This window comes from Exiguobacterium sp. s89 (assembly GCF_018617735.1).
Taxonomy (GTDB): Bacteria; Bacillota; Bacilli; order Exiguobacteriales; family Exiguobacteriaceae; genus Exiguobacterium; species Exiguobacterium marinum.
The window spans coordinates 886,295-898,417 of record NZ_JACSKS010000001.1; the positions used below are offsets into that span (position 1 = coordinate 886,295).

The 12,123-nt window shown below is 49.0% G+C and carries 8 protein-coding genes and 1 pseudogene; 1 reads left to right on the forward strand and 8 read right to left on the reverse strand.

The features are described 5' to 3' along the window. Position 1 precedes the first annotated feature (1 nt). Positions 2-2,359: a single-stranded-DNA-specific exonuclease RecJ gene (gene recJ / locus KNO96_RS04555; RefSeq protein ID WP_251125001.1), complete on the reverse strand. Its 2,358-nt coding sequence runs from the start codon at positions 2,357-2,359 to the stop codon at positions 2-4. A 36-nt stretch (positions 2,360-2,395) separates the two neighbouring features. Beyond that, a pseudogene (secD, locus tag KNO96_RS14500) lies at positions 2,396-4,613 on the reverse strand (protein translocase subunit SecD). A gap of 213 nt (positions 4,614-4,826) precedes the next feature. Between secD and zupT the strand changes: the two are divergent. Then, positions 4,827-5,687 (forward strand): zinc transporter ZupT, encoded by an 861-nt coding sequence (zupT, locus tag KNO96_RS04570; protein WP_026826449.1) that lies wholly within the window; start codon positions 4,827-4,829, stop codon positions 5,685-5,687. Between the two features lie 36 nt (positions 5,688-5,723). Here zupT and KNO96_RS04575 read toward each other — a convergent pair whose 3' ends face one another. The 6 genes from KNO96_RS04575 to ruvA all read right to left on the reverse strand — a co-directional run bounded on the left by KNO96_RS04575 (position 5,724) and on the right by ruvA (position 12,093). Further along, positions 5,724-7,496, reverse strand: coding sequence for a methyl-accepting chemotaxis protein (locus KNO96_RS04575; protein ID WP_214702386.1), 1,773 nt, complete (start codon positions 7,494-7,496; stop codon positions 5,724-5,726). A gap of 430 nt (positions 7,497-7,926) precedes the next feature. Next, positions 7,927-8,205 carry a preprotein translocase subunit YajC gene (gene yajC / locus KNO96_RS04580; RefSeq protein ID WP_026826452.1) on the reverse strand — a complete coding sequence of 93 codons (279 nt, stop codon included), beginning with the start codon at positions 8,203-8,205 and terminating at the stop codon, positions 7,927-7,929. A gap of 84 nt (positions 8,206-8,289) precedes the next feature. Beyond that, complete coding sequence (gene tgt / locus KNO96_RS04585; RefSeq protein ID WP_214702388.1) at positions 8,290-9,435, reverse strand: tRNA guanosine(34) transglycosylase Tgt; 1,146 nt, start codon at positions 9,433-9,435, stop codon at positions 8,290-8,292. After that, positions 9,432-10,490 (reverse strand): tRNA preQ1(34) S-adenosylmethionine ribosyltransferase-isomerase QueA, encoded by a 1,059-nt coding sequence (gene queA / locus KNO96_RS04590; RefSeq protein WP_214702390.1) that lies wholly within the window; start codon positions 10,488-10,490, stop codon positions 9,432-9,434. The genes tgt and queA overlap by 4 nt, the downstream gene beginning before the upstream one ends. 3 nt (positions 10,491-10,493) lie before the next feature. Further along, positions 10,494-11,495 carry a Holliday junction branch migration DNA helicase RuvB gene (ruvB, locus tag KNO96_RS04595; protein ID WP_214702392.1) on the reverse strand — a complete coding sequence of 334 codons (1,002 nt, stop codon included), beginning with the start codon at positions 11,493-11,495 and terminating at the stop codon, positions 10,494-10,496. 10 nt (positions 11,496-11,505) lie between these two features. Next, positions 11,506-12,093, reverse strand: coding sequence for a Holliday junction branch migration protein RuvA (gene ruvA / locus KNO96_RS04600; RefSeq protein ID WP_015881166.1), 588 nt, complete (start codon positions 12,091-12,093; stop codon positions 11,506-11,508). Positions 12,094-12,123 lie beyond the last annotated feature (30 nt).

Genomic DNA, 12,123 nt, shown 5'->3' on the forward strand with positions numbered 1-12,123 from the left:
TTTATGTGTATGCCTCCTGCATCTTGTTCGATCGTAACGATTGTAACCGCTCTTTGAGCTCCGCCAATGACGCGTATACGAAACGCTCTTCGAGTTGTTGGCGTCCAATCCGGCGTTGATAGCACGGCGCCTCGGTCAAATCGCGTTTCGGTGCTTCTGGATTGACTCCAGGCAGTCCGTCTTCCATTGTAACAAGAAATTCGAGTTCAGAGAATACTTGATGCATAAATTGAATCGTATTTTTTGACCATTTTCGCTCTTTTGACAAACGAATCAGGTTTTCACGTAGATTTTTCCGTTCGCAAGTCGCCATATGCACATAATACGTTCGGAAATCCTCACGCGACGGAAGACGTTCAAAGAACGAGTCCCCTTGTCCGAACGCACAATAGATTCGTTCGACACCTTCATGAAGTTTTTCTGCGAGAACCGTTTCATCGTCAGGAAGATCGAGCAGGACAACGAAACGATTGAGTGGTTCATCGTCTTCATGAAGCGGAAAATCCTCTGATGTTCCTTGGAATGACAGGAACGACGTATGTTCTTTCGGCAGGTCCTTCAACTCTTGCACCGACTTTTTCTTCCCACGGTAGTCAAATACTTGGAAGTCATCGACACGTAAATCTTGAATCATGAGCTGAGGCTTTCGCATCCCGTTCCATTCGTTCACCTGAAGACTCCCCATCACCGAGACATGAGCCATCTGCGAGATTTCCGAGACGACGTGTCCGAACCCGAACCCGATACCATCGAGCTCACGCTTGTCTCCGGCGAGCTGTACTTTCAAATGTGTTGCATCACGTCCGATTTGACGAATGTCACGTAGTTTCGCATCTGCCACGACAACACGTGGTGATGGGTTACCCATTCCAAATGGCGCGAGTTTGCCGATTTCTGTAATCAAATCGAGCGAGACGTCGTTGACCGTCAGTTTCAAATCGACATTGACCCTTGGCACGAACACGTCACCGGGAATCGATTCCGCTTGATGGTTCAGTCGTTCCCGTAGCTCAGCGACGTTTTCAGACTGTAACGTCATCCCTGCTGCGGCTGGGTGTCCCCCGAAGTGTGGCAAGATGTCTTCATTTTTAGAGAGTTCTTTGAACAGGTCAAACCCGTCAATCGATCGCCCCGAACCCTTCGCCTTGCCCGTTTCCGGGTCGTGACAGAGGAGGATGACCGGACGATAGTACGCTTCGACGAGACGAGAAGCGACGATTCCGACAACTCCAGGGTTCCATTTCTCACTCGCGACGACAAGCACACGGTCCTCTGTCATCGATGCTTCGACGAGCTCTTTCGCTTCAGCGGTGATCGTCTTGACGATATCTTGACGCTCTTTATTTTGCTTATCGAGTTGTTTCGCGAGCTCAAGTGCTTCCTCGACATGCTCGGCGAGGAGCATTTGAAGCGCCGGCATCGCCGAGTCGAGGCGACCCGCAGCATTGATACGAGGTCCGAACGCAAAACCGACCGACTCCTCATTCAATACACTGTCACCGAGACCACACACTTCTCGTAATGCTAAAATACCTGGTCGCTTCGAAGCTTCGAGTGCCGCGATCCCTTTTTTCGCTAGCAGTCGATTCTCTCCGTCTAGTGGAACGAGGTCGGCAATCGTGCCGAGAACGGCCAAATCAAGGAGTTCCTCCGGCATTCTTCCTAAAACCGCATGCGCCACTTTAAGGGCGACCCCCGCACCGGCAAGCTTATCGTATGGATATCTCGGGTCGATGTGCGGATGGATAACCGCATAGGCGTCCGGGAGTGTCTCTTTCGGCTCGTGGTGATCCGTGATGATCAAATCGACACCAAGGTCTTTCAACAACGCCGCTTCTTCAATCCCAGAAATCCCACAATCCACCGTGATGACCAATGTGAACCCTTCATCGGCCGCCCACTGGAACGCTTCTTTGTTCGGTCCATAACCTTCTGTGAAACGGTTCGGGATATAGCACTCGGCCATGACACCAATTTCAGTCAGGGCGTGCCACATGACAGAAGAGGCACTGACACCATCGACGTCATAGTCTCCATAGATGAGTACCATCTCACCTTCGTCCACCGATCGCTTGATTCGTGACACGACTTTCTCCATCTGTTCGAATAAGTACGGATCATGAAAGACGAGCTCTTCCTCGGCATACAAAAATGCCTTGGCCGCCTCTACGTCCTGATGACCACGCTGAACGAGTAACGTCGCGAGTTGTGCTGATATATTTAATTCGCTTTGTAAACGTGTGACGTCGTCCGGGTTCGTTTCCGGGTAGAGCCACTGTTTCTTCGAATGATACATGTCCTTCACTCCAATCAATTGTAGATTATAGCAGACCGCGTGAAAGATGTGCCGTCTTGACATTTGAAAAGGTCTCCCTTCGGAAGGGAGACCCAGTCGTTACGCCTCTGTGACCGGCGTATCTTTTTTCTTGTTGATGGTTGTACGTTTGATGAGGAGCCATAAGTAAGATGCGATGAAGATGGATGAATACATCCCCATGAAGAGTCCGACCAACAATGCGAGTGAGAACCCACGGATCGACTCAGCACCGAACACATACAAGGCAAGAGCTGTCACGAGGACCGTGATGACGGTGTTGACCGAACGCACAATCGTCTCTTGAATCGAGCGATTGATGATCGACTCATACACGTCCATAGATCGAATTTTTCGTTCTTTTTCATACGACGTGATATTCTCCCGGACCCGGTCGAACGTAACGATCGTATCGTTGACGGAATAACCGATAATCGTCAGAATCGCTGCGATGAAGTACAAGTTCACCTCGACCCCAAACAGCGAGAACGCAACGATCATGAAGAACGCATCGTGTAACATCGCCACCACGGTCGCGACCGCATAAGAGAATTGGAAGCGGACCGTGATATAGAGAATGATCCCGATCGAAGCGACGGCTACCGCATACAAGGCATTTTTCGCCAAGTCACGACCGACTTGAGCCGACACGGTGCTGATGTTCGGATCGTTGCCGAACTGTTCTGTGAACGCCGTCTTGACGCTCGCAACTTCTTCTTGTCCTAATTGTCCGACGAACGTGACATATGCCAAGCGACCTTCATCTGCATATTGGACGCTTGAAATCTCTTGGTCGACACCTGCGTCATTAAACGCCTGTGTGAACTCTTCTTGTGAGACCCGCTCTTCCGTTTGTACCTCGACACGTGTTCCTGAGGCGAAGTCGATTCCAAGGTTCAATCCCCGGAAGAACAAGAGACCGATTCCAAGAATGACGATTGCCGACGAAATCAAGAACATCGTGCGCATATGTTTGACGTAATTCCATTCAGTAAGCTTAAAGTTCACGGATTTCACTCTCCTTCACACCAAACCATCCTTTACGTTTGTCGAACAGGCGACTTGAGACAAGGAGGTGCATCAAATAACGTGAGATGAACACGTTTGAGATGAACGTCATCGCAATTGAAATCATGAGCATAATCGCAAATCCTTTGACTGAACTCTGTCCGAAATAGAACAAAACAGCAGCCGAGATGAGCGTCGTCAAGTTGGCATCGATGATTGTACTGAGCGAACGACGGTTACCCGCACGGAACGCCGATAAGACCGACTTACCAGAGCGGAGTTCGTCTTTAATTCGTTCCGCTGTAATAATGTTCGCATCGACCGCCATCCCGACACCGAGGACGAGTGCCGCGATCCCTGGGAGCGTCAAGACCGCATTGATTCCATTGAAGAACAACATGATCAAATTAATGTATAGAACGAGTGTAATAATCGACACGAGTCCTGGTAGACGATAGAAGAACAACATGAAGAAGAATACAGCGATAATCCCGATTGTTGCGGCAAATACCGTTTCTTCAAGTGCATCTTGACCGAACTGGGCCGATACCGATGTCGAATAAATCTCATCAAGCTTGACCGGAAGTGCACCTGCGTTCAAGATGTCAGCGAGGCGTTGACCGCTATCTGCGTCAATCCCACCACCTGAAATGATGGCTTTATCCGACAAGATTGGCCCGTTGACGGAAGCATCTGACACAATTTTCGAGTTCTCTTTTTGAATTTCTTCCTCGTATGTGTCACCTTCTTCGTAATCGAGCCAAATGACGAGACGATTCTCCGGAGCAGGACGTTGTGAGATTTCTGACGTCACTTCACCGAATTTGTCAGCGGATTGAAGCGTCAACTCAACGACCGGTTGCCCTTGTTGGTTGTAGCTGAGTGCAGCACCACGGGGCGCCAAGTCTTTCCCGTCGAGCAAGACGTTGTCATTTACGTCACGGAACGTCAATTGTGCCGTTGACGAGATGACTTCGCGCGCTTCATTTTGGTTCGACACGCCCGCGAGTTGGACACGGATTCGATTGTTTTCTTCGATTCGAACGTCCGGTTCGGATACCCCGAGGACGTTGATTCGGTTGTTGATGGCGCGAACGGTTGCATTCATCGCCGATTCGTCGATGACATCACCGTCTTCGAGCGGTTGCACTTCATACAAAACTTCGAATCCACCTTTTAGGTCGAGTCCGAGATTCGTGTTCTTGACGACCCATGGTGTCGTGAACACAGCGAGCAGGATTGTCGCAATCATGAGGATCGCGAAAATCACAATGTTGCCTTTTTTGTACATACGACTATTTCCTTTCTAGACCACTGTTCTTGATAAAAACTTCTCTTGTTAACATTACAAATTTTCTAAACATTTATCAATCATTTTCCTAAAATTGTAACGGCTGATCACAGATTATCTGTCCTAATTTGCGTATAAGACTAAATGTTGCGCATAGGCAAAACTTCATGTATGATAAATCTAACCATTACGAAATTAAAGGAGTCTTCCCTCATGGATAGTACGATTATTTATGCGTTCCTCCTCACCTTGTTTGCAGGACTTGCGACAGGGATTGGGAGTATGATCGCATTCTTTGCGAAACGAACAAACACAGCTTTCTTATCGATATCACTCGGTTTTTCCGGAGGTGTCATGATTTATGTATCATTCATCGAGATTTTCCCGAAAGCGCTTGAAGAGCTTGTTGGCGCACACGGAGAATCCACAGGTACGATTTATACAGTCCTTGCGTTCTTCGGTGGTATGTTCTTGATTGGCTTGATTGATAAATTCATCCCAAAAATGGAGAACCCGCACGAGGTCAAATTCGTTGAATCGATGCAAAATGATCCGTCTACTCAAGAATTGGCGACGACCGCAACAAATGAATCGACCAACATCACTCATCCGGAAACACAAAACCGCCTAAGAAAAATGGGGATTTTCATGGCACTCGCTATCGGAATTCATAACTTTCCTGAAGGGTTGGCGACGTTCATCTCGGCACTTGATGATCCTGCCGTCGGTCTTGCCATCGCGATTGCCATCGCCCTGCATAACATTCCGGAAGGGATTGCCGTCTCGGTTCCAATCTATTATGCGACGGGTTCACGGAAGAAGGCGTTCAAACTTTCGATGTTATCTGGACTTGCCGAACCGGCCGGAGCTGCCATCGGATTTTTGATTCTCATGCCGTTCTTGAGCGACACGGTATTCGGACTATTATTCGCGGCAGTCGGTGGAATCATGGTATTCATCTCACTTGACGAATTGCTACCTGCCGCCCGCGAATATGGGCGTGCCCATCACTCAATGTATGGAATGGTCGCCGGGATGATTGTTATGGCGACAAGTCTGATTCTATTGATGTAACAAACAATGCCCTGACGAAGCCGTCAGGGCATTGTTTTAGTTTGTTTTAAATACATGGACAACATCTTTTAATTCGGACGACATATGGCTCATCGTCTCGGCAATCCCATTGATTTCCTGAATAGCCGCAAGTTGTTCTTCGACGTTCGCACCCGCTTCTTCGACACTGCGCTGTGTCGAGACAGCGTTCGTAGACATATCTTCAACCGATACCGCGACCTCTGTCGTATTGGCACTTACCTCTTCCGTCGCTGCAGCAATCTCACTCATTTGACGCGAAGTTTCTTCGATGACCGATACGATCTCCCGGAACGCTTCGGCCACTTCACCCATTTGCGATACCCCGTTCTCTACGTGCACACTCGACTCCTCAAACGCTGATTCGACTTGTTCTGTGTCCCGCTGAATGTCGCGGACGACGGTTTGAATTTGAATCGCGGACTGCTTTGATTCTTCGGCAAGCTTTCGAACCTCCGCAGCGACAACCGCGAATCCTTTACCATGCTCACCGGCACGTGCCGCTTCTATGGCCGCATTCAAGGCAAGCAAGTTCGTCTGTTCCGTAATGGCTGTAATGGAACGGGTGATCTTTTCAATCTCTAGCGACTGGTTCGACAGACGACTCACCATTTGATTGGTCATTTCATTTGCCCGACGGATTTCTTGCATTCGCTTCTCGGCCAATTGAACCGTATCTAGTCCACCGTTCGCCGCCTCGAGTGTATGAATCGTCTGTTCATTCACTCCTTGTGAAGCGGCAGCAATTTGATTCAAGCCATCGACCGCTTGATTGACACCGATCGTTCCTTCCTCCGCGCGCTTGGATGACCCTTGGGCAGCTATATTCATGTCTTCGAATAATCGTGAGACACCTTGTGTCGTCGTTGCCACATGATCTGTGCTTGCGTAAAGTTCCTCTGAATAGGCTGTGACTTTATCTGAAGCTTCTCCCACGCGACGAATCAAACCGACAAGGTTATGTTTCATCTCGTTAAACGCCGTCACAAGGTCTCCAAGTTCATCGTTTGATGCGACTTCGATATCTTCTCCCGTCAAATCACCTTCCGCCATGATTCGGGCTTGACGACCGAGTCGGTTGATCGGTTTTAGGAATAGGCGTTGTAGTGCTAAGAGAGATAGAATTCCAATTACGACACCGACAACACTGATGACAATCATCCAAAAAATCGAACTTTCTGCATCCTTTTGAACCATCTCTGTCTCAGACTCAAGGAGGCCTCCTTTATACTCGACAAGATCTGTCACCGTCATGCGGACACGGTCCGTCGTAGGCGTCACACTCGTATTGAGTACAGTCTTATATCCAATCTCGTCTTGTTGCTGGCGAAGTTCGATCGCACGATTCATTTCGCGGTCCAACAGTTCGTTAAACTTTTCCAAGTCTTCTAGCCAAGATAAGATTTTCTCATCTGAAGACGATGCGTTGAGTTTTTTCATCAACTCATCACGATTCTCTTGAACCCCCTGTAAACTAATGAGTGTCTTTGGATTGGCGACAAGCATATAATAATTCAAATATCGTTCAGCATCCGTTACTGCCAATGACAAATTTTCTGCGAGGAGCATCTCCTGCATCCCTTCACTGAGAACCCGATCGTAAGCAGCTGTCGATTGTCTCAACTGATATGACCCGAGTGCTCCAACAATGACGAGGGCGATAATCGTCGGAACTAGTGCGATCGCCATACGTCTTTTAAGTGAAGAACGTCTATTTTGTTTCACACCGCTTCGTTTCCGTGTCCACCCTTTCCAATTTTTGAACGGTCTTACAAATCGTTTCACATCCATATCATTCGTTCTCCTTCATCTCGGATTTCTTCTCACCTTGACATTAATGCAAACGTTTTCACTATTCAAATCGATTTTTCGAAATAAGGTGGATGAATTTGAAACTAATTCATTTTGACAAAAATAAGTCATCTTTTGTATACTTTAAATCGTAATAATTACGTTTTGTGAGGTGTTCAAATGAATGTTGAAAACACATCGGTATTCATTATTGGTGGTGGTGTCCACGGAATGACACTCGCCATCTCTATATCACATTTTCGTTCGACTCGTGCTCTTCACTCGAATCGTTTATTGACCATGCCCTGATGATATGGAGCTCTGGTCTCAAATGGTCACCTCGAGTGACAAGAGGCAGCCCGAAGAATTCTCCCTCAACTCCTCTCGACACAAAAAAGCGTCCGACCGTAACGGTCAGACGCTTACTTGCTTATTCCTCAAATGAGGCATTCGCTTTTTTCACGACTTCTGCCACTGCACTTCGGTTGAAGCGAAGAAGCGACTGGTCGCATTTCAAAACGACATGTGTGTCTTCGATTTGATGAACGACGCCGTGTAAACCGCCGATTGTGACAACGCTGTCGCCACGCTCGAGGGCGTTTTGCATCGATTGTACTTCTTTTTGGCGTTTCGTCTGTGGACGAATCAAAAGGAAGTAAAATACGACGAAAATCAAGATCATTGGTAATAACGCAACGAGTGTTTCCATGTGTAACATTCACCCTTTCCTTCAATATCAGGTTCATTATACCGTGAAACTGAAACAATGTCACATAATGTCCGACACGATTTCTTAGAAATTCTTCGCGTTCGGCTTGTTGTAACCGTATTCTTCGAAGAACTCTTCTTTGAAATCGAGCAAACGGTCTTCACGAATCGCTTGACGAACCTGCTCCATCAACTTCACGAGGAAGTGAAGGTTATGTGTCGTACACAAGTGGAGTCCGAACATCTCTTCCGCACGAATCAAGTGATAGACATACGCACGCGAATAATTTTTACACGTGTTACAGTCACACTTCTCATCGATTGGACCGAAGTCTGTCTTATATTTTGCTTGTTTAATCGTGACACGACCTTTTGATGTCATGAGCGTCCCGTTACGTGCGATTCGTGTCGGAAGGACGCAATCGAACATGTCGATTCCACGAATCGATCCTTCAATCAATGCATCTGGCGAGCCGACACCCATCAAATAGCGTGGTTTGTTTTCAGGCATGAGAGGTGTCGTGAATTCAAGGGCACGATACATAACGTCTTTCGGTTCACCGACCGAGAGACCTCCTACCGCATATCCTGGAAAATCGAGTGAGACAAGGTCTTGCGCGCTTTGACGACGAAGATCTTCATATTCTCCACCTTGAATAATACCGAAGAGCGCTTGGTCTTCTGGACGTTCGTGTGCCTCGAGGCAACGTTCTGCCCAACGGCTCGTGCGTTCGACCGATTTCTTCATGTATTCATGTGTCGCTGGATATGGCGGGCACTCATCAAATGCCATCATAATATCCGACCCGAGCGCGTTTTGAATCTCCATCGCTTTCTCAGGTGACAAGAACAACTTGTCTCCGTTCAAGTGATTGCGGAAATGGACACCTTCTTCTTGAATGTTTCGAAGATCAGCGAGAGAGAACACTTGAAAGCCGCCCGAGTCCGTTAGAATCGCGCCATCCCAGTTCATGAATTTATGAAGACCACCGGCTTGTTTGATGACGTCATGGCCCGGACGTACCCATAGATGGTACGTGTTCGACAAGATGATGTTCGCGCCCATCGCCTTGACTTGTTCTGGTGCCATCGTTTTAACGCTCGCTTGCGTTCCGACCGGCATGAAGACCGGTGTCTCGAATGAGCCATGCGGCGTATGGACGATCCCGTGCCGCGCTCCGGTCTGTTTACATGTGTGAATGTGTTCGTAAGTGACTGCATGTTTTGTCATTTTGTTACTTCCTTCCTCGTGATGAGCATCGCATCTCCAAAGCTGAAGAAGCGGTATCGTTCTGCGACCGCAGTTCGATAAGCATGTAAGATGATGTCGCGCGTCGCGAACGCCGAGACGAGCATGACGAGTGTCGATTTTGGAAGATGGAAGTTCGTGATCAATCCATCGATTGCCTTCAACTCGACACCAGGGTAAATAAAGATATCCGTCCAGCCCGATGACTCGACGAAGTCCCCATGGTCTCGCATGATTGTCTCGAGCGTCCGCGTCGACGTCGTCCCAACCGCAAAGATGCGACCACCTTGAGCTCGAACATCTTGGAGCGCTGTTGCGGACTCTGCTGACAACTCAAAATATTCGCTATGCATCGTATGTTCTTCAATCGAATCAGCCGTCACTGGACGGAACGTACCGAGACCCACGTGCAGTGTGAGTGGAATCAACCGAACGCCTTTCCTTTTGGCTGCCTCAAGTAATTCTTCTGTGAAATGAAGACCCGCTGTCGGTGCCGCTGCACTACCACGTTCTCGTGCGTAGACCGTTTGGTATCGGTCCTGGTCGTCGAGTTGTTCGCGAATATACGGCGGGAGCGGCATTGTACCGAGCTCGTCTAAAATTTCATAGAAGATCCCGTCGTAGTCAAACTTGAAACGACGTCCTCCTTCCGGGAGCTCCTCGACGCATTCTGCGCGGAGAAGTCCGTCGCCGAACTCGACAATGGCACCGATGCGTACTTTTTTTGCAGGTTTGACGAGTGCTTCCCACACATCGTCTTCCGTCTGCTTCAACAAGAGCAGTTCGACTTTCCCACCCGTCTCTTGTTTCGCACCGAAAAGACGTGCCGGTAAGACGCGTGAATCGTTGACGACGAGCGCATCTCCCGCGTGCAAGTAATCGAGCACGTCACGGAAATGACGATGCTCGATGTCCCCCGTCTCGCGGTCTAACACGAGCAGTCGTGAGCTTGTTCGATCGAGTAACGGGACTTGTGCGATCAACTCTTCCGGTAATTCAAAATCATAATCGTTTACGTTTAATTGAATATCTTGCATACCTTACTCCTCTTCCTCAACATAACCAAAATGCGACTTGGCAAACTGTGTAATCATGCGTCCTCGCGGCGTGCGCTGCAAGAATCCTTGTTGTAATAAATAGGGCTCATAGACGTCTTCAATCGTCTGAGCATCCTCACCGATCGTAGCGGCGAGCGTCTCGAGTCCGACCGGTCCACCTCCGAACCGTTCGACCATGGACCGAAGTAACCGGTGATCGACTTCATCGAGACCGAGCGCATCGACGTGAAGACGGTCGAGCGCGTCGGATGCGAGCACGGGGTCGATTTCTTTCGTTCCAGCCACTTGTGCGAAGTCACGAACACGTCGCAATAGCCGGTTCGCGATTCGTGGCGTCCCGCGAGATCGTTCCGCAATCGCTCCGCTCGCCTCAGGTGAAATCGAGAGACGGAACAACTGTGCCGTCCGACTGACAATGGCCGCTAATTCATGCGGTTCATAATATTCAAGCTTCAGTGTGACGCCGAAACGGTCACGAAGTGGTGCCGACAACATCCCAGCCCGCGTGGTGGCTCCGACGAGCGTGAACGGTGGCAGGTCGATGCGCACACTTCGTGCCATCTCGCCTTGCCCGTAGACGATGTCGAGACAGTAGTCCTCCATCGCTGGATAGAGAATCTCTTCGATTGTCCGGCTCAACCGGTGAATCTCGTCGATGAATAAGACGTCTCCCGGTTCAAGTGTCGAGAGGATTGCCGCCAAATCACCTGGTCGTTCGATCGCAGGGCCAGCGGTCGTCTTGATCCCGACGCCCATCTCGTTGGCGATGATTTGGGCAAGTGTCGTCTTTCCAAGTCCAGGTGGTCCGTATAACAATACGTGGTCGAGCGTCTCACTGCGAAGTTTGGCGGCTTGAATGAAGACCGACAAATTGCCTTTCGCTTTTTCTTGCCCGATATATTGCTCGAAGCGCTGCGGACGTAAGCTCCACTCTTCAGAGTCTTCATATTGCTGATGAGATTGTGACAACAATCGTTCGTCCATAGCTTCCTCCTTATTTCAATAACAGCTGTAGCGCGCGTTTTATGTACGCGTCGGTCGTCAAGATTTCCCCGCTCAATGCTTTGCGTACTTTCGCAATCTCTCGTTCAGAATATCCGAGTGCGACGAGCGCTTCACACGCCTCGTCTAGTTCTGATGCACCTTGTGCGAACAATCCTTCGTTCGGCACATAATCCGGTGCGAGTTCGGATAGCTTCCCTTTTAGGTCGAGGGCCATCTGTTTAGCCGTCTTCTTCCCGACTCCCGGGAACTTCGTCAAATACTTCTCATTCTCGGTTTCAATTGCGTCAATCAACGCATCGATATCGCCAGATGCGACGATGGCGAGCGCTCCTTTTGGTCCAATCCCGCTGACGCTAAGAAGCTTATTGAAGAGCTCCCGCTCCCGGCGTGACCGGAAACCGTATAGCGTCTGTTGGTCTTCACGCACGTAATGATGCGTAAATACGATTACATGTTCGTCTTGTTCACGATAAAAAAACGGGTTAGGCACATGTACTTTGTAGCCGACGCCCGAAACATCTAACGTTATATATTCCGCACACACATAGGCGACGGGTCCTTTTACGAATTCAATCACGGTGTACTCTCCTTTTCGGTCGGAAAAACT

Bases quoted from the DNA above. Each gene is read 5' to 3' on its own strand.
- zupT (WP_026826449.1), top strand. From the start codon at position 4,827: ATGGATAGTACGATTATTTATGCGTTCCTCCTCACCTTGTTTGCAGGA.
- recJ (WP_251125001.1), bottom strand. From the start codon at position 2,359: ATGTCAAGACGGCACATCTTTCACGCGGTCTGCTATAATCTACAATTG.
- queA (WP_214702390.1), bottom strand. From the start codon at position 10,490: ATGCAAGATATTCAATTAAACGTAAACGATTATGATTTTGAATTACCG.
- ruvB (WP_214702392.1), bottom strand. From the start codon at position 11,495: ATGGACGAACGATTGTTGTCACAATCTCATCAGCAATATGAAGACTCT.
- tgt (WP_214702388.1), bottom strand. From the start codon at position 9,435: ATGACAAAACATGCAGTCACTTACGAACACATTCACACATGTAAACAG.
- yajC (WP_026826452.1), bottom strand. From the start codon at position 8,205: ATGGAAACACTCGTTGCGTTATTACCAATGATCTTGATTTTCGTCGTA.
- KNO96_RS04575 (WP_214702386.1), bottom strand. From the start codon at position 7,496: ATGGATGTGAAACGATTTGTAAGACCGTTCAAAAATTGGAAAGGGTGG.